The 17,514-nt window shown below is 73.6% G+C and carries 18 protein-coding genes; 14 read left to right on the forward strand and 4 right to left on the reverse strand.

Annotated elements, in window-relative coordinates; genetic code table 11:
• Positions 1–109 precede the first annotated feature (109 nt).
• Positions 110–790 carry a UbiX family flavin prenyltransferase gene (locus AC07D6_RS06105; RefSeq protein WP_479042453.1) on the forward strand — a complete coding sequence of 227 codons (681 nt, stop codon included), beginning with the start codon at positions 110–112 and terminating at the stop codon, positions 788–790.
• A gap of 19 nt (positions 791–809) precedes the next feature.
• Here AC07D6_RS06105 and AC07D6_RS06110 read toward each other — a convergent pair whose 3' ends face one another.
• Positions 810–968 carry a hypothetical protein gene (locus AC07D6_RS06110; RefSeq protein WP_315876707.1) on the reverse strand — a complete coding sequence of 53 codons (159 nt, stop codon included), beginning with the start codon at positions 966–968 and terminating at the stop codon, positions 810–812.
• A gap of 114 nt (positions 969–1,082) precedes the next feature.
• Between AC07D6_RS06110 and AC07D6_RS06115 the strand changes: the two genes are divergently transcribed.
• From AC07D6_RS06115 to AC07D6_RS06155, 9 genes are all read left to right on the forward strand, one after another.
• A complete protein-coding gene (locus AC07D6_RS06115; RefSeq protein WP_315876708.1) occupies positions 1,083–1,538 on the forward strand; it encodes an Lrp/AsnC family transcriptional regulator in 456 nt (151 codons plus the stop codon).
• A 108-nt stretch (positions 1,539–1,646) separates the two neighbouring features.
• Positions 1,647–2,810: an aminofutalosine synthase MqnE gene (mqnE, locus tag AC07D6_RS06120; RefSeq protein ID WP_479042455.1), complete on the forward strand. Its 1,164-nt coding sequence runs from the start codon at positions 1,647–1,649 to the stop codon at positions 2,808–2,810.
• A 309-nt stretch (positions 2,811–3,119) separates the two neighbouring features.
• Positions 3,120–3,647 carry a GNAT family N-acetyltransferase gene (locus tag AC07D6_RS06125; protein ID WP_315876710.1) on the forward strand — a complete coding sequence of 176 codons (528 nt, stop codon included), beginning with the start codon at positions 3,120–3,122 and terminating at the stop codon, positions 3,645–3,647.
• 71 nt (positions 3,648–3,718) lie between these two features.
• Positions 3,719–4,012, forward strand: a complete 294-nt coding sequence (locus tag AC07D6_RS06130; protein WP_315876711.1) for a DUF4229 domain-containing protein — start codon at positions 3,719–3,721, stop codon at positions 4,010–4,012.
• A 361-nt stretch (positions 4,013–4,373) separates the two neighbouring features.
• Positions 4,374–5,690, forward strand: a complete 1,317-nt coding sequence (locus tag AC07D6_RS06135) for a dicarboxylate/amino acid:cation symporter (protein WP_315876712.1) — start codon at positions 4,374–4,376, stop codon at positions 5,688–5,690.
• A 364-nt stretch (positions 5,691–6,054) separates the two neighbouring features.
• The gene (locus tag AC07D6_RS06140; protein WP_479042458.1) at positions 6,055–6,654 is read left to right on the forward strand and encodes a TetR/AcrR family transcriptional regulator; all 600 of its coding nucleotides are present in this window, start codon (positions 6,055–6,057) and stop codon (positions 6,652–6,654) included.
• Between the two features lie 138 nt (positions 6,655–6,792).
• Positions 6,793–8,670 (forward strand): AMP-dependent synthetase/ligase, encoded by a 1,878-nt coding sequence (locus tag AC07D6_RS06145; RefSeq protein WP_479042460.1) that lies wholly within the window; start codon positions 6,793–6,795, stop codon positions 8,668–8,670.
• A 125-nt stretch (positions 8,671–8,795) separates the two neighbouring features.
• Positions 8,796–9,347, forward strand: a complete 552-nt coding sequence (locus AC07D6_RS06150) for a flavodoxin family protein (protein ID WP_479042462.1) — start codon at positions 8,796–8,798, stop codon at positions 9,345–9,347.
• Positions 9,348–9,574: 227 nt separating this feature from the next.
• The gene (locus tag AC07D6_RS06155; protein WP_479042465.1) at positions 9,575–10,039 is read left to right on the forward strand and encodes a hypothetical protein; all 465 of its coding nucleotides are present in this window, start codon (positions 9,575–9,577) and stop codon (positions 10,037–10,039) included.
• 165 nt (positions 10,040–10,204) lie between these two features.
• Here the strand turns inward: AC07D6_RS06155 and AC07D6_RS06160 are convergent, their stop codons facing one another.
• Together AC07D6_RS06160 and AC07D6_RS06165 are read right to left on the reverse strand one after the other, a co-directional pair.
• Positions 10,205–10,615, reverse strand: coding sequence for a DnaJ family domain-containing protein (locus tag AC07D6_RS06160; RefSeq protein ID WP_315876715.1), 411 nt, complete (start codon positions 10,613–10,615; stop codon positions 10,205–10,207).
• Positions 10,616–11,023: 408 nt separating this feature from the next.
• Positions 11,024–11,227: a cold-shock protein gene (locus AC07D6_RS06165; RefSeq protein ID WP_003967102.1), complete on the reverse strand. Its 204-nt coding sequence runs from the start codon at positions 11,225–11,227 to the stop codon at positions 11,024–11,026.
• A 283-nt stretch (positions 11,228–11,510) separates the two neighbouring features.
• Between AC07D6_RS06165 and AC07D6_RS06170 the strand changes: the two genes are divergently transcribed.
• Positions 11,511–12,371, forward strand: coding sequence for a menaquinone biosynthetic enzyme MqnA/MqnD family protein (locus AC07D6_RS06170; protein ID WP_479042468.1), 861 nt, complete (start codon positions 11,511–11,513; stop codon positions 12,369–12,371).
• Position 12,372: 1 nt separating this feature from the next.
• Here AC07D6_RS06170 and AC07D6_RS06175 read toward each other — a convergent pair whose 3' ends face one another.
• On the reverse strand, positions 12,373–13,446 hold the full coding sequence (locus AC07D6_RS06175; RefSeq protein WP_479042471.1) for an alpha/beta hydrolase: 1,074 nt from the start codon (positions 13,444–13,446) through the stop codon (positions 12,373–12,375).
• Positions 13,447–13,653: 207 nt separating this feature from the next.
• Here AC07D6_RS06175 and AC07D6_RS06180 point away from each other — a divergent pair, with 207 nt between their 5' ends.
• From AC07D6_RS06180 to AC07D6_RS06190, 3 genes are all read left to right on the forward strand, one after another.
• A complete protein-coding gene (locus tag AC07D6_RS06180; RefSeq protein WP_479042473.1) occupies positions 13,654–15,573 on the forward strand; it encodes a serine/threonine-protein kinase in 1,920 nt (639 codons plus the stop codon).
• A gap of 63 nt (positions 15,574–15,636) precedes the next feature.
• The gene (gene mqnC, locus AC07D6_RS06185; protein ID WP_479042475.1) at positions 15,637–16,836 is read left to right on the forward strand and encodes a cyclic dehypoxanthinyl futalosine synthase; all 1,200 of its coding nucleotides are present in this window, start codon (positions 15,637–15,639) and stop codon (positions 16,834–16,836) included.
• A 10-nt stretch (positions 16,837–16,846) separates the two neighbouring features.
• On the forward strand, positions 16,847–17,458 hold the full coding sequence (locus tag AC07D6_RS06190; RefSeq protein WP_479042477.1) for an imidazolonepropionase-like domain-containing protein: 612 nt from the start codon (positions 16,847–16,849) through the stop codon (positions 17,456–17,458).
• Positions 17,459–17,514: the final 56 nt, after the last annotated feature.

The raw sequence follows: 17,514 nt of genomic DNA on the forward strand, positions 1-17,514 counted from the left end.
TGTCCGCCGCCCGTCCCGGGGTGCCCGTCGGCCGTCCCGGGGGTGCCCGGGGGCCCGGAGCGGGCCCGCGCGCGGTGGCCGGGGGAGGCGGGCGGATAGGCTCGTCGCCGTGGAGCCGGTAGATGAGCAGCGTCGTCGTCCGTGGGTCGTCGGAGTGTCCGGTGCGTCCGGGACGCCGTACGCGGCAGCCGTACTGCGCGGACTGCTCGCGGCGGGGGAGAGCGTCGACCTGGTGGTGTCCCGCGCGTCGCGGCTGACGCTGCTGGACGAGACCGGGATCTCCTTCCGGGACGCGCGCTGGCGCGAGGACCTGGAGGAGTGGCTGTCGCGCGGCGCGGACGGCAAGCCGCGGACGTTCGACGTGGACGTGGCGGGGGCGGACATACGCCACTGGGCGGCGGGCGACCTCGCCGCGGGGCCGTCGTCGGGGTCGTACCCGGCGAAGGGGATGCTGATCGTGCCCGCGTCCACGGCCTGTGTGGCCGGGGTGGCGCTGGGCCTGTCGAAGGACCTGCTGCAGAGGTCGGCGAGCGTGGTGCTGAAGGAGCGCCGCCCGCTGGTCGTCGCCGTGCGGGAGACCCCGCTGAACGGGCAGACGCTCAAGCACCTGGTGGCGCTGGACGAGGCGGGCGCCGTGGTGCTGCCCGCCTCTCCGGCGTTCTACGCGGGGGCGACGCACATCCAGGACCTGGTGGACTTCGTCGCCGGACGGGTGCTGGACGCGGCGGGGGTGCCGCACCGGCTGTACCGCCGCTGGAAGGGGGAGCTCGGTGGCTCCCGGAAGGACTGACGGCCCGGCGTCGCCGGGGTCAGCGCCTCTTCGTGCGGATCGTCGTGGCGCGCCCCTCGCCGGCCGCCTCCTGGCGGGTCGTGGCGGCCGCCTTGCGGACACGCGAGCGATGGGCCTGCTCCTGCATGGAACGCATGTGGGCGTAGGCCATCTCGATCGTGTACACGGTGAGTGTCATCTCCTGAAGGATCGTCGTTGATCGTTTGAATGAATCACAGGGAAACAGCCCCTGTGTGCCTTAGATTCTACACCCGTACTGCTGAATTGCTGATTAATGGAAGGCTTCAGGTCTATGGACGCCGTGGATAGGCAGCTCATCCAGGCCCTGCGGGAGAACGGCAGGGCCTCGTACGCCGAACTCGGCCGCCTCGTGGGGCTCTCCGGGCCCTCCGTCACCGACCGCATCAACCGCCTGGAGGCGGCCGGCGTCATCACCGGCTACCGCGCGACCGTCGACGCCGCCTCCCTGGGCCTCGGCGTGACGGCGCTGATCGGCATCTCCCTGTCCGACGCCGCCGACCACGAGGACGTGGCGCGCCGGCTGAAGGACCTGCCGGAGATCGAGGACTGCTGGTTCATCGCGGGCGACGACTCGTACATGCTCAAGATCCGCGCCAGCGACGTGGACGGCCTGGAGAAGATCATCCGCCGGCTGTCCGGCACCAAGGGAGTGTCCCGCACCCGCACCACGATCGTGCTCTCCACCAAGTGGGAGAACCGCGTCGGGGACCTCCCGGAGCAGCCCTGACCCGTTGGCGGTGGTGGGTGACTCCGCCCCGGGGGCGGGGGAGTACGGTGGGTGGGGCCCGTTGGGCCGCAGGTGACGTTGGGTCGACGTAGTGGGAGGCGGAGCCGTATGGACGCGGGGCTCAAGCGCGAGCTGGAGGAGAAGGTCCGGTCCGGGGAGCGGCTGACCCGTGAGGACGGCATCGCCCTGTACGCGTCGGACGACCTCGCCTGGCTCGGCGGCCTGGCGCACGAGGTGCGCACGCGCAAGAACGGCGACGTGGTCCACTTCAACGTCAACCGGCACCTCAACATGACGAACGTGTGCACGGCGTCGTGCGCGTACTGCTCGTTCCAGCGGAAGCCGGGCGAGAAGGACGCGTACACGATGCGCATCGAGGAGGCCGTCCGCCTCGCCAAGGCGATGGAGTCGGACAACCTGACGGAACTCCACATCGTCAACGGGCTCCACCCCAACCTGCCGTGGCGCTACTACCCCCGGTCGCTGAGCGAGCTGAAGAAGGCCCTGCCGAACGTCTCCCTGAAGGCGTTCACGGCGACGGAGATCCACCACTTCGAGAAGATCTCCGGAATGCCCGCCTCCGAGATCCTCGACGAGCTCATCGACGCCGGCCTGGAGTCGCTGACCGGCGGCGGCGCGGAGATCTTCGACTGGGAGGTCCGCCAGCACATCGTCGACCACGACACCCACTGGGAGGACTGGTCGCGCATCCACCGGCTGGCGCACTCCAAGGGCCTGAAGACCCCGTGCACCATGCTGTACGGGCACATCGAGGAGCCCCGCCACCGCGTCGACCACGTGCTGCGCCTGCGCGAGCTGCAGGACGAGACCGGCGGCTTCCAGGTCTTCATCCCGCTGCGGTACCAGCACGACTTCGTCGACATGAAGGACGGCAAGATCCGCAACCGCCTCCAGGCGCGGACGACGATGGCCACCGGGGCGGAGGCGCTGAAGACCTTCGCGGTCTCGCGGCTCCTGTTCGACAACGTCCAGCACGTCAAGGTCTTCTGGGTCATGCACGGCCTCCAGACCGCGCAGCTCGCCCTCCAGCACGGCGCCGACGACATGGACGGCTCGGTCGTCGAGTACAAGATCACCCACGACGCGGACAACTACGGCACGCCGAACAAGCTCACGCGCGACGACCTGCTGGAGCTGATCCGCGACGCCGGGTTCCGCCCCGTGGAGCGGAACACGCGGTACGAGATCATCCGCGAGTACCCCGGCCCGGACGCCGCCCGCCGGGAGTCCCCCCAGCCCATGCGCCTCTGACCCGCCCGGGGCGGGCCCCGCCCCGGGACACCGCCGCCGGCGGCCCCGCGCCCGCGTCCCTCCTCGCCGGGGAGCGGCCCGGCGACCAGGGAGACCGCCGGCAAGGCGCTGGTCGGCTCCCGCTCACGGGTGACGGAGCGGCGCGGCGTCCTCCTGCCGTACGAGGGAGCGCGGCGAGTGCCCCGTCGCGACGGTCCGCCCCCTCGGCGGTCCTGCGCGCCGACGACCGCGACGAGGCGCACGCCGGGCCGGTCACCGACGTCCGGGTCGCCGCCCGCGTCCTCGGACGAGCCGCTTATCGTCGAGGGCATGGCGCTCAACTTCGTACTCGACCCGCCCGTCGACCGTCACCTCCGCGACGGTGTCCTCACCCTGTGGACGGACGTCACCAACGCCGGCGGCGCCGTCGGCTTCGTACCGCCCGTGACCCGCGAGGACGTCCGTCCGCAGTGGGTCCAGCACCTGGCCGCGATGGACGAGGGCCGCATGCGGCTGCTCGCCGGGTTCGACGAGGAGGACGGCTCCGTCGCCGCCACCGCGTTCCTCACCTCCAACACCCACCGCCTCATGGCCCACTGGGTGTGGCTGTACACCGTCATGGTCCACCCCCGCCACCACGGCAAGGGATACGGCCGCGCCCTGCTCGCCGCCTGCGAGGACGCCGCGCGCGGCATGGACGGCATCGAGGCGATCCGGCTGACCTGCCGGGGCGGCCTGGGCCTGGAGCGGTTCTACGCGTCGTGCGGCTACAAGGAGGTCGGCCGCGTCCCGGACGCCATCCGGGTCTCCGAGGACGACTACCGGGACGACGTCATCATGTTCCTCCCGTTGAACTGATCCATTCCGCCCGTGCTTCACTAGTCGGGCAGAACCGCGGTACGGAGTACGGAGAAGGAAGAAGGCCCATCGTGACCGCCACCACCAGGTCGAGCGCCACCCTCAAGTACACGCTCATGCGCCTCGGCGTCTTCGCCGGCTGCTTCGTCGTCCTCTACGCGCTGGTGTACTTCGGCCTCATCCCGCGCGGTCTCGGCGACTCCAACGCGCTGTGGGTGCTGCTCCTCTCCATCGTCGTGTCGGCGCCGCTCAGCTTCGTCCTGCTGCGCCGGCAGCGCGACGCGATGTCCGAGCAGATCGTCGAGCGGGTCGGCCACGCCAAGGCGCGGCTGGAGGCGAACCGCACGCAGGAGGACGGCGTATAAGGTTCGTCACACGACGCGCCCCCCTCGCCACCGCCCCGGACCGGAACGGACGTTCCCGCCCGGGGCGTTGTCATTCCCAGGCGTCCCACCCCACCCGCCTGTCAAAGAATGGCTTTGGGGTCCTCAAAGCCCAGGTGTTAACGTTCCTGTCATGAAGACCGCAGTGCGCCACCGCCACACGACCGCGAGCGTCCCGCTCGTGGCGCGCCTGCACGTCGATCTGTGCCTCTGCGCGTCCGCGGCCTGTCGCCGCGAGGTCTGAGCCCCCGCTCGCTTTGCGCCCGGCCGTCCCGCCCCCTTGCGCGGGCGCCGCCCTTGCCGTAATCCCTGACATCCGTACCCCCTCACGCCCTCCTGGAGTGTGTCCGTGTCCGCGCCCGCGCCCGCGTCCCCGCGCCGCATACCCAAGGTGCCCTTCTGGGCCCAGATCGTCGCCGGTCTCGTCCTCGGCGTGGTCCTCGGCTGGATCACCCGCAGCTACGACGTCCAGTGGCTGCACACCACCCTCGACAAGGTGGGCCACATCTTCGTCCAGCTGCTGAAGCTGGCCGTCGCCCCGCTGGTCTTCTTCGCGATCCTGGTGTCCATCACCAACCTGCGGAAGGTCAACAACGCCGCCCGGCTGGCCTCCCGCACGCTCCTCTGGTTCATGATCACGTCGCTGATCGCGGTCGTCATCGGCCTCGTCCTCGGCCTGCTCACCGACCCCGGCGCGGGCACCGGCCTGACCCCGAAGGACGGCCAGAAGCCGGAGAACGCCGGGTCCTGGCTGGACTTCCTCACCGGCATCATCCCGACGGACGTGATCACGCCCTTCACCGAGCTGAACGTCCTCCAGATCGTCTTCATGGCCGCCGTCGCCGGCATCGCCGCCCTCCAGCTCGGCGAGAAGGCCCAGCCGATCCTCACGTTCGCCGAGTCGGTGCTGGAACTGCTCCAGAAGGCCCTGTGGTGGGTCATCCGCCTCGCCCCGATCGGCACGGTCGGCCTCATCGGCTACGCGATCGCCGAGTACGGCTGGCACCTGATCGGCAAGTACGCCACCTTCACCGCCGACGTCTACATCGGCTGCGCGCTGGTGATCTTCGGTGTGTACCCGCTGCTGCTGGCGACGGTCGCCAAGGTCAACCCGCTGCAGTTCTTCAAGGGCGCCTGGCCCGCGATCCAGCTGGCCTTCGTCTCCCGCTCCTCCGTCGGCACCATGCCCGTCACGGTCAAGGTCACCGAGCGGCTCGGCGTGCCGAAGGAGTACACGTCCTTCGCCGTCCCGTTCGGCGCCACCACGAAGATGGACGGCTGCGCCGCGATCTACCCGGCCCTCGCCGCGATCTTCATCGCGCAGATCTTCGACGTGCAGCTGGGCGTCAAGGAGTACCTGCTCATCGCGCTCGTCTCGGTGATCGGCTCGGCCGCCACGGCCGGACTGACCGGTGCGACGGTCATGCTGACGCTGACCCTCTCCACGCTGGGCCTGCCCCTGGAGGGCGTCGGCCTGCTCATGGCGATCGACCCGGTCCTCGACATGATGCGCACGGCCACGAACGTCGCCGGACAGGCGCTCGTCCCGGTGATCGTCGCCGCGCGCGAGAAGATCCTCGACCTCGACGCGTACAACTCGGCGTCGGCCTCCCCGGTCGACGAGCACGAGACGCGGCAGGCGGCGCCGGTCGCGGCCTGACCCCCGTCCCTCCCCGCGGTGCCCCGTGCCCCCCGCCGAATCCCGGCGGGGGGCACGGGCGTTCGGTGCGGGCCCGCGGGCCCGCGGGCCCGTAGGCTTACCGGCTGCCGGGGACGAGGAGGGCGGGGCGCGCTTGAACGACACGGGGAACGCGAGGGCGGCGGGGACGGCGAGGGGCACGGGGGACGCGGGGGCCACGGAGGGCGGCACGGAGGTCGCGGGGGCCACGGAGGCTGCGGGGGTCACGGAGGGCGGCACGGGGGCCGCGGGGGCCACGGGAGCTGCGGGGCACGCGGACGGGACCGCCGGCGCCGGCGCCGCGCCGCGGGGCAGGCGGCTGCCGAGGGCGACGCGGGAGCGGCAGATGCTCGACGCCGCCGTGCGGGTCTTCGGCCGGCGCGGGTACCGGGCGGCGTCCATGGAGGAGATCGCCGAACTGGCGGGCGTGTCCAAGCCGCTGGTGTACCTCTACCTGAATTCCAAGGAGGACCTCTTCGCCGCCTGCGTGCGCCGGGAGGCCGCCGCCCTGACGGCCGCCGTCCGGGCCGGGGCGGGCGACCCGGAACCGGACGTCCCCGTCGACCGCAGGCTGTGGGCGGGCCTCACCGCGTTCTTCGCCCACACGGCCGGCAACCCGGACGGCTGGGCGGTGCTGCACCGCCAGGCCCGTACGAGCGGCGAGCCGTTCGCGGCGGAGGTCGCGGCGATGCGGGAGGAGATCACCGGCTTCGTCACCTCCCTGATCGTCACCGCGGCCCGCGAGGCCCACCAGGACCCGGCGCTCACGGCCCGCGACGTGGCGGGCCTCGCGCACGCCCTCGTCGGCGCGGCGGAGTCGCTCGCCGACTGGGCGAACACGACCCCGGACGTGACCGCCCGCGAGGCGGCGCGGACGCTGATGCGCTTCGCCTGGTCGGGCCTCGGCACCCTCGTACGCGACGGTGGCCGGGGGCCCCGGGGCTGAACGGCGCGGTACGGGACGGCGACCGGGGCATTGTCGGGGACCGTGGGGCGCCGCTAATTTACCGGCAAGTAAGTTGACTCGACCGTCAGCAACAGCCCCCGCCCACGGCACAACGGCCACCCATGCAAGGAGCCGCACGTGACAGTGGAACCGGTCCCCCCGCAGTGCGTCCGCGTCGACGGCGCGGTCCGCGAGGTCTCCGTACCCGCCCTCGCCCCGCCCGTGACGAGCGGCTCGCTCGGCGACATCCCCTTCGACAACGCCCGCGAGGACCCCACCGCCCCGGTCCTCAGCCGCAAGGACCGCGACGGCACCTGGCGGGACGTCACGGCTGCCGCCTTCGCCGCCGAGGTCCTGGCCGTCGCCAAGGGCCTGGCGGCCCACGGGCTGCGGCCCGGCGACCGGCTCGCCATCATGGCCCGGACGACGTACGAGTGGACGCTCCTCGACTTCGCCGCCTGGGCCGCCGGGCTGGTCACCGTCCCCCTCTACCCGACGTCCTCCGCCTACCAGGCGCGCTGGATCCTCCACGACTCGGGCGCGGCGGCGTGCGTCGTCGAGGACGCCGACCAGGCCCGCCTCGTCAGCACGGAGCGTCGCGGGCTCCCCGGCCTCGCCCACCTCTGGGCGCTCGACACGGGCGCCCTCGGCACCCTGCGGCAGGCCGGGGCGGACGTCCCCGACGAGGTGGTGGCCGTCCGCCGGGCGGGCCGCTCCCCCGACTCGCTCGCCACCCTCGTCTACACCTCCGGCACCACGGGCCGCCCGAAGGGCTGCGCCCTGACCCACGGCAACTTCTTCGCCGAGGTCGACAACGCGGTGGAGCTCCTGCACCCCGTCTTCAGGTCCGTCAGCAAGGACCCGGCGTCGACGCTCCTCTTCCTGCCCCTCTCCCACGTCCTGGGCAGGATGGTCGCCGTCGGCTGCCTGCGGGCGCGGGTCCGCCTCGCGCACGCCCCGTCGATCGCGGCGGACGACCTGCTGGCCGACCTGGCGGCCTTCCGCCCGACGTTCCTGGTGGCGATCCCGTACGTCCTGGAGAAGGTCTACAACACGGCGCGGGCGACCGCCGAGAGCATGGGCCGCGCCGCCTCCTTCGACCGCGCGGCGGCGGTCGCCCGGCGGTACGGGGAGGCGGTGGAGGCCGCCGAACACGGCACGGGCCCCGGCCCGTCGTACGCCCTGCGCGCCGCCCGCGCCCTCTACGACCCGCTGGTCTACCGCCGCATCCGGGCCGCGCTCGGCGGCCGGGTCCGGTACGCGATCTGCGGCGGATCACCGCTGGGCCGCCGCCTGGCGGCGTTCTACGAGGGCGCGGGCGTCTCGGTGTTCGAGGGGTACGGCCTGACGGAGACGACCGCGGCGTCCACGGTGACGCCCCCGCAGCGCCCCCGCCTCGGCACGGTCGGCTGGCCCCTGCCGGGCACGTCGGTCCGCATCGCGGAGGACGGCGAGGTCCTGCTGCGCGGCGGCCACGTCTTCACCGGCTACTGGAACGCCGGGGCCGCCGCCCCGGCGCCCGTCTCCCCGGACGGCTGGCTCCCCACCGGCGACCTCGGCGCCCTGGACGAGGACGGCTACCTCACCATCACGGGCCGCAAGAAGGACATCCTCATCACGACGGGCGGCAAGAACGTCGCCCCGGCCCCGCTGGAGGACCACCTCCGCGCCCACCCCCTGATCGACCAGTGCGTCGTCCTCGGCGACGGCCGCCCGTACGTCACGGCGCTGGTCACCCTCGACCGGGACGGCCTGGAGCACTGGCGCCGCGTCCACAAGAAGCAGGACACCCCGCTCCCGGCCCTGACCCGGGACGGAGCCCTCCTGGCCGCCCTCCAGCGAGCCGTGGACGACGCCAACCGCCTCGTCTCCCGCCCGGAGTCCATCCGCCGCTTCCGCGTCCTTTCGACCTCCTTCACCGAACGGGCCGGCCACCTGACCCCGTCCCTGAAACTCCGCCGGGAGGCCATCGCCCGCGACTTCGCGGCCGAGATCGAGGAGCTGTACGCGAACTGACGCCGGGACGGGACGGAATGAAACGCGGCCGGGACGGGTTGGGGTGATCGATTGGACGTTCTGCGCGGTGAGTTGACGGAGGGGAGCCTGTGGTGGGCGGGGGAGAGCGGGAGTTCCTTTTTCTGTTGGGGAGTACGCGGACGGGGGGCAACACCGAGCAGTTGGCGCGGCGGGCCGCCGCGGGGCTGCCCGAGGCGGTGGGGCAGCAGTGGGCGCGGCTGATCGATCTGTCGCTGCCCGGCTTCCGGGACCTGCGGCACTCCGGGGACGGCACCTACCCGTCGCCCGGGGGCGACGCGCGGTGGTTGCTGGACGCCACCCTGCGGGCGACCGACATCGTGATCGCCTCGCCGCTGTACTGGTACAGCCTCTCGGCTCCGGTCAAGAACTACCTGGACCACTGGGCCGGTTGGCTGCGCGTCCCGGGGCTGGACTTCCGGGCCCGCATGGCCGGCAAGACGCTGTGGGGCGTCACCGCCCTGGCCGACCAGGACCGGTCCGTCGCCGATCCGCTGGTCGGCACCCTGCGCCACACCGCCCGGTACATGGACATGCGCCTCGGCGGCGTCCTCCTCGGCAACGGCAACGCCCCGGGCCAGGTCCTGGCGGACGGCGACGCCCTGGAGGAGGCCGACACCTTCCTCTCCGACGCTTCCCTGACGGCCGTGGCGCCGTAGCGCGATCGGGGCCGCCCGGCCGGGGCCTTCTCCGGCCGGGCGGGGTGGGGATCTTCTCCGGAGGCGGTCGATTGGTCGGGTGACAGGCCGGCCCGGTACGCCGTCCGCGGCGGATACGAGCCGGTCCGGTGCGCCGTCGCCGTCCGCCCCGGGGAGAGCGGTCCTCCGCCCGTCCGGACCGCCCAGCCCGGTGCCCGGACGTCGGGCCCGCCCGTGCCGCCCGACGGGTGGCGGCGGGTGGACGAGCCGGGGCTGACCGGCTCCTTCGCCGTGCCGGACGGCTGGAAGCGGGTCGTCCGCAACGACGTCCAGAGCGCCCGGCGCTCCCCGGACGGCGCCTTCGACCTGAGCGTCGGGCGGGACAGCACGTACGGTTCGACTCCCGAGGCGCGGCGGCCGGGCAGCTCGGCCGGTACCGCCGGACCGGCGAGTCCTCCACGGCGGGCATCACGGCCGGGACGCACTCCACCCGGCAGGGCGGCCGGGACGCGCTGTGGCTGCAGATCGACTCCCACTGGGAGGGCCGGAGCGGGCCCCACAAGCGCGTCGAGCTGTTCGTCGCGGGCCGCGCCGGGCACGTCTACCAACTGCTGGTCGACACCGCCGCCACCTCCGCGAACCTCGCGGAGCGGCGCCGGCTGTTCGGGCTCGCCCGCGACCTGCTGACCGTCGACGCCGCCCCGCCGTCCTAGCCGCCCGAGCCCGGAGGGCACCGGGCGGTCCCGTGGCCCCCGACCGGTGGCCCGGGTCCGCACCCGACCCGCCCGCAGCGCGTCCCGGTGCCTCCGACCGCGGCGCGGGCGGCCGGGCGCGGGCGGCCGGGCGGCCGGGGCCTGGCCGAGAGCCTCCGGATCAGGTCACCGGGAGCGCCCGTCCCGGGCGGCCCGCCAGTCGCGCAGGAGCTCCTCCACGTCGAAGGGGGTCAGGTTCAGCGGCGGGCCCGGGGGCGGGCGGCGGATCGCGGCGGCGATCTTCTCGTTGACCTCCGCCACGATGCGGCGCACCTGGGACTCGGAGGCCGCGCGGCCCACCGCCTCCAGGGCGTCCTCGGCCTCCTTGCGGAGGGCCAGGGTCGGGGGGAGGGCGGACAGGCCCTCGCGGTTCATCTTGCCCTTGACCCACCACAGCTCGTCGTAGGGCGCCGTGTCGTCGGGCAGGGGCTTGCCGAGGCCGGAGAGGCGGGCGAAGTCACCGCGCTCGGTCGCCTCGCGGATCTGCCTGTCGACCCATGACTCGAAGGTGATCCCGGGGGGTTTGCGTTCGGTCATGCGCCCAGGGTAGGCCGCGGGGCCCGGGCCGGGCAGTAGGGACCGGGACAGGCCGCGGGGCCCGGGCCAGAGGCCCGCAGGACCCGGGGCCAAGGCCCGCCGGCCCGGGAATAGGCCGCGTAGGGACCGGTTCAGGCCGCCAGGGCCCGGTTCAGGCCGCCAGGGCGCGGGGCCCCGGCACAGGGCCCGGGTCGGGGCGCGCGGGACCCGGGTCAGGCCGTAGGACCCGGATAGGGCGCGGGGCGGGGCGTAGGGCCCGGAATGGGCCGCAGGCCCCAGGATGGACCGCGGGCCCCGGGACTTTCCGGAAAAGCCGGAAAAAGGCAGGGGTCCGCCTTCCGCGCCGAAACGCGGAAGGCGGACCCCTTGGGTACTGCTAAGTCGTGCGCGATCGCCGACCCTGCCCAATCAGGCCGGGGTGACGTTCTCCGCCTGCGGGCCCTTCGGGCCCTGCGTGACGTCGAAGTTCACGACCTGGTTCTCCTCGAGGGAGCGGAAGCCAGACGCGTTGATCGCGGAGTAGTGGACGAAGACATCCGGGCCGCCGCCGTCCTGGGCGATGAAGCCAAAGCCCTTTTCAGCGTTGAACCACTTGACGGTTCCGGTAGCCATAAGCCCTCCTTGGGCCAAAGGGTTGCCCTGCTCCAGAACCTGCAAAGAAGCCTGAAAACTACAAAAGCCTGCGGGTCACATGCTCCGCAGGCTCTGTACTGCAAGGGAAACCAAACTGCAACTTGCGTCGAGCGTAGCACGCGTTCTCCGCGGATGGGTAGAGGTGAAGATCACTCCCTTGTGAGGTCGCCCGGATGTTTGAACGCGGGGATATGGGGTCGGGGCGGTGCGGAGCGTCCACCCCGTGAGACGCCCCTGGCAGGGCGGGGTCTAGCCTCGCGATGTGGACACTTCTCGGCGGACCCGGCCGCGCGTCGGGCACATCCAGTTCCTGAACTGCCTGCCCCTCTACTGGGGGCTCGCACGCACCGGCACGCTGCTCGACCTGGAGCTGACCAAGGACACCCCGGAGCGGCTCAGCGAGCAGCTCGTCGACGGCACCCTCGACATCGGCCCGATCACCCTGGTGGAGTACCTGCGCCACGCCGACCGGCTGGTCGCCTTCCCCGACCTGGCCGTCGGGTGCGACGGGCCCGTCATGTCCTGCGTGATCGTCTCCCAGCTGCCCCTGGAGCGGCTGGACGGGGCGCGGGTCGCGCTCGGCTCCACCTCCCGCACCTCGGTGCGCCTCGCGCAGCTCCTGCTCGCCGAGCGGTACGGGGTCGCCCCCGACTACTACACCTGCCCGCCCGACCTGGGCCTGATGATGCAGGAGGCGGAGGCGGCCGTCCTGATCGGCGACGCCGCGCTGCGCGCCTCCCTGCACGACGCGCCGCGCCTCGGCCTCCAGGTCCACGACCTGGGGCTGATGTGGAAGGAGTGGACCGGCCTGCCGTTCGTCTTCGCGGTGTGGGCCGTGCGGCGCGACTACCTGGAGCGGGAGCCCGACGGGGTGCGGAAGGTCCACGAGGCGTTCCTCGCGTCGCGCGACCTGTCGCTGGAGGAGGTCGCCAAGGTCGCGGAGCAGGCCGCCCGCTGGGAGGCGTTCGACGCGGAACTGCTGGAGCGGTACTTCACCACCCTCGACTTCCGCTTCGGCGCCGAGCAGCTCGCCGGCGTACGGGAGTTCGCCCGCAGGACCGGCCCGACCACCGGGTTCCCCGCCGACGTGCGGGTCGACCTGCTCGGCGGCGCGGGGGGCTGAGTCACGGGGACGGGACGGGGGCGAGCATGTGCTCGCTGATCCACTGGATCGAGCCGTCCCCCATGCCCTTCACGTACGTCCGCGCGTTGTGGCCGCCGTCCTGGATGACCTCCAGGCGGGTCTTCACCGGGCCCTTGCCGTAGTTCCTGATGAAGGACCGCAGGTTCTGCAGGCCGGTTTCCCTCGTCCCGATCTGGAAGGCCAGGTACACGTCCTCGCCGGGCGAGGAGGGCCGGGTCGACAGGGCCTCGGCCAGTTTCTCCGGGTCGTTGGCGGCTTTCTCCGCGTCGTGCCCCGCCCACAGCGGCGAGTCCGGCACGGTGTCCGGACCCGAAGCGATCACCGCCTTGAACTTGTCCGGGTGTTTCAGCACCGACTTCAGGCCGACGAACGCGCCCGACGACGAGCCCATGAACGCCCAGCCGTCGCGCGAGGCGAACGTACGGAAATTCGCCTTGACGAAATCGGGAACGTCCTCCGTCATCCAGGTGCCCATCTTCTCCCGCCCCGGGATGTCGCTGCCGTCGTAGTAGTACGCGTCGTCCGGGTTGAGCACCGGCATCACGACGACGAACGGCAGGCTCTTTCCCTCCCTCGACCACCTGCTGATGCTGCTCTGCAACTTCAGGTCGGTGCCCATCCAGTAATTCCGCGGATAGCCGTTGCCCCCGGGCAGGGCGATCAGGACCGGGAAGCCGCTGTTCGCGTACCGGGGCTCGAAGTACTGCGGGGGCGCCCAGACCCACACCTTGCCCGTGAAGCCGGACTTCCGGCCCTCCAGGGTGGTGACGCCGATCTTCGTCCCGTCGTCGACGGTGTTCTCGGTCGTGAACTCCGCCTTCGGGCCGGTCGGCATGAGCGTCTTCGCGGCGGCCCCGCCGCCCCCGGGGCCCCCGGGGTGCCGTCCCCCGGCCCCGTCCCGGGCCCGGTCCTGGCCGCCCGGCGCGGTGGCGGCGGGGCCGGACGCCTCCGGCGGCGGCGTGTCGAACGAAACCGGTTCGCCCGAGCAGCCCGAGACCAGGGCGAGGGGGCCGAGGACGGCGGCGGCCACGAGGGACGTGAGCGGACGTTTCACGGGAAGCACTCCGGTTGCGGTGGGACGGGTTCGTCGGCGGGCCCGCGGCGGGGGCGGGGCGTTCTGCGGGCCGCGGTCAGGTAGAGGGCGCTGTCGGCGGGCCGGTTGGCCCCGCGGCGCGGGCAATCCCCGTGATCCCGCCCACCGGGGCCTCTACGCTGCTGTCCGGCACGTCGTACGGGCACGGGAGCGGGGGGAGCGGGGCGGATGCATCCGCTGGAGGCGGGCGAACCACGGGCGATCGGCCCGTACCGGCTGCTCGGCAGGCTCGGGTCGGGCGGCATGGGCCGCGTCTACCTGGCCCGCAGCGAGGGCGGGCGCACCGTGGCCGTGAAGGTCGTGCACCCGCACTTCGCGCTGGACGGGGAGTTCCGCGCCCGGTTCCGCCGGGAGGTCGAGTCCGCCCGGCGCGTCGGCGCCCGCTGGACCGCGCCCGTCCTGGACGCCGACCCGGACGCGCCGGTGCCGTGGGTCGCCACCGGGTACGTCGCCGGGCCGTCCCTCAGCCAGGCCGTCACCGCCCACGGGCCGCTGCCCGAGCGGTCCGTACGGGTACTGGGCGCCGGACTGGGCGAGGCCCTCGCCGCCGTCCACGCGCTCGGGCTGGTCCACCGGGACGTGAAGCCGTCGAACGTGCTGCTCGCCCTCGACGGGCCGCGGCTGATCGACTTCGGCATCGCCCGCGCCACCGCCGCCAGCGCGTCGCTCACCTCCACCGGGGTGTCCGTCGGCTCGCCCGGCTACATGTCGCCCGAGCAGATCGTCGGCAAGGCGGGCGGGAGCGGGGTGACCGGGGCGTCGGACGTCTTCTCGCTGGGCGCGGTCCTCGCGTACGCGGCGACCGGCACCGCGCCGTTCTCCGGCGACTCGTCGGCGGCGCTCCTGTACAAGGTCGTCCACGAGGAGCCCGAGCTGGACCCGTCGCTGACCGGTCCGCTGCGGGACCTCGTCACCGCGTGCCTCGCCAAGGACCCGGGCGCCCGGCCCGCCCCCGCCGACCTGGCCGCCGCGCTCGTGCCGGGCGGCGCGGCCGGGGCGGCGGGAGGGGCGACGACCGGGGCGGCGGCGGGCGGGTGGCTGCCGGCCGCGGTGGTCGAGGAGGTCAGCCGGGCGGCGGTACGGCTGCTGGACCTGGAGCCTGCGGGGGCGGACGCCGGGGCGTCGGGACCGGTGCCGTTCAGCAGCCCGGCGGTCGCGCCCGGCCCCGGCCCCCTGCCGCACGAGGCGCCCCGGCCCGCGGTGCCCTCCGGTTCCGGCCCGGGGGGCCGGCCGCCCGCCGCGGGCCCGGGGAGCGCCGGGGATCGCGGAACCGCCGCGAACGCACGGGGGACCGCGGACCCTTGGGGCACCGTGGACCCCCGAGCCACCGTGGGCCCTTGGGCCACAGAGGACCCCCGGGCCACCGCGGACCCCCGGGTCACCGTGGACCCTTGGGCCACCGCGGACCCCTGGGACGCCGCAGGCCCAGGGGCCGTGGACCCGCGGGGTGTCGCGCACCTGCCCACCGCGGACGCCGTCCCGCCGCCCCGGAGGCCACCCGTCTCCGTCTCCGCGACCGTCGCCTCGGAGCCCGCCGGGCCCCGGGGCGGGCGGAGGCTCAGCTGCACCCTCGCCCTCGCCGTCGCGGGCGCCCTCGCCGGGGTGACCGTCGGCGCGGCCGTCCTGTTCGACCTGCTGCCGGGCGGCGCGAACGACACCGCCCACCGGCCGCCCACCTCCGACAGCGGCACGTCCGCCCCGGCCGCCACCGCCCCGGCGGGCGCCGCCGTGCCGAAGGCGTTCGTCGGCACGTGGAAGGGGCGCGTCACGGCCGACGTCGGAGCCCTCGGGGAGATCCCGGCGGGCACGTTCACCGTGGCCCTCAAGGGCGGCAGGGCCGGGCAGGAGGTCGGCACGGTCACCCAGCACGACATCCTCGGCAACCTCATCTGCGAGGACACCCTGGTCCTGCGCACCGTCACCGCCGACACCCTCGTCACCGACGGCTCGGCGAGCGACGCGTCCACCGGCGTGTGCACCGGGGGGACCCACACCGTGACCCTGCGCCTGAAGGGCGGGAAGCTCCACTACGCCTCCGACGACGCCCGCGCCGGGCGCCCGCGCGCCACCCTGGACCGCGCGGAATAGCCGTCAGGGCCCTGGCGTACGCTGGTCCGGTCCGTCCGCAAGCTGGCGAAAGGTACGCACCCGGTGACCGAGAAGGCCGACCTCCAGTCCGTTCTCGACCGCGCCGCCGCCGGTGGGCGGATCACCCCGGAAGAGGCGCTCGACCTCTACCGCTCCGCGCCCCTGCACGCGCTCGGCGCCGCCGCCGACGCCGCCCGGCGCCGCCGCTACGCCGGTACGGAGCACATCGCGACGTACATCATCGAGCGCAACATCAACTACACCAACGTCTGCGTCACGGCCTGCAAGTTCTGCGCCTTCTACGCCCCGCCGAAGGACACCGCCAAGGGCTGGACCCGCGACCTCGACGACATCCTGCGCCGCTGCGCCGAGACGGTCGAGCTGGGCGGCACGCAGATCATGTTCCAGGGCGGCCACCACCCCGACTTCGGCGTGGAGTACTACGAGGAGCACTTCGCCGCCATCAAGGAGGCGTTCCCGCAGCTCGTCATCCACTCCCTGGGCGCCTCCGAGGTCGAGCACATGGCGCGGATCTCCGGCGTGACCGCGGAGGAGGCCATCCGCCGCATCCACGCCGCCGGCCTCGACTCGTTCGCCGGCGCGGGCGCCGAACTGCTGCCGGAGCGACCGCGCAAGGCGATCGCCCCGCTCAAGGAGTCCGGCGAGCGCTGGCTGGAGATCATGGAGATCGCCCACAACCTGGGCGTCGAGTCGACGTCCACGATGCTGATGGGCACCGGCGAGACGAACGCCGAGCGCATCGAGCACCTGCGGATGATCCGCGACGTCCAGGACCGGACGGGCGGCTTCCGCGCGTTCATCCCGTACACGTACCAGCCGGAGAACAACCACCTGAAGGGCCGGACGCAGGCCACGCTCTTCGAGTACCTGCGCATGATCGCCATCGCGCGGCTGTTCCTCGACAACGTCGCCCACATCCAGGGCTCCTGGCTCACCACGGGCAAGGAGGTCGGCCAGCTCTCGCTGCACTACGGCGCCGACGACCTCGGCTCGATCATGCTGGAGGAGAACGTCGTCTCCTCCGCCGGCGCCAAGCACCGCTCCAACCGGCTGGAGATCATCGACCTCATCCGGAAGGCGGACCGCGTCCCGGCGCAGCGCACGACGACGTACGAGCACATCGTCGTCCACGACGACCCGGCGAACGACCCGGTCGACGACCGCGTCGTCTCGCACATCTCGTCCACGGCCCTCGAGGGCGGCACGGCGCACCCTGAGCTGAAGCTGCTGGGCGCCAACTGAGCGGACCGGCGTGCTGACCCTTCACGTGGCCGCCGCCACCGGCGGGGCCGTGCTGGTCGAGGGGGCGCGGATCGCCGCCCTCGGGCCGTACGAGGAACTGGCCGCCGCCCACCCGGCCTCCCGGGTGCGGCGCTGGCCCGGCGTCCTCACCCCGGGGCTGCTCAACCCCCACGGCCCCGAACTGCTGGAGCGGACCTACCACCCCGACCCCCGCGAGGCCGGCGAGCTGGGCACCGGGCCGATCAGCGACCCGGCCGTACTGGCCTCCCTCGGCATGACCGAGGCCCGCTGGGGCGCCAGCGCGCGGCGCGGCGCGCAGCGCCTGCTCGCCCACGGCACGGTCGCCGTGGCCGGCGAGCCGCGCGTGCGCGCGGTGGCGGACGCGGTGCGGCGCCTGGGGCTCGACGTGCGTCCCCGCTCGGGGCCGCCGGAGGGCGTGCCGTCCCTGGACCCGTTCGCCCCGGGAAGCGGCCCGCCGACGTGGATGCCCGGCCTGCGGGCGGGCGGGCCCGCTCGGTTCGCCGTCTTCGACGTGCGGGACGCGGCCGAACTGCCCGAGCGGGGCGCCGCCGCGTGCGTGGCGACCGTCCTCGGCGGACGACTCGTCCACCGGGCGGTGTGACCGTGCGCGGTGGGTGGCTCGTCCACGGGGTGGTGTGACCGTCCTCCGCGGGCGAC

The organism is Streptomyces sp. NPDC045287 (assembly GCF_056432325.1).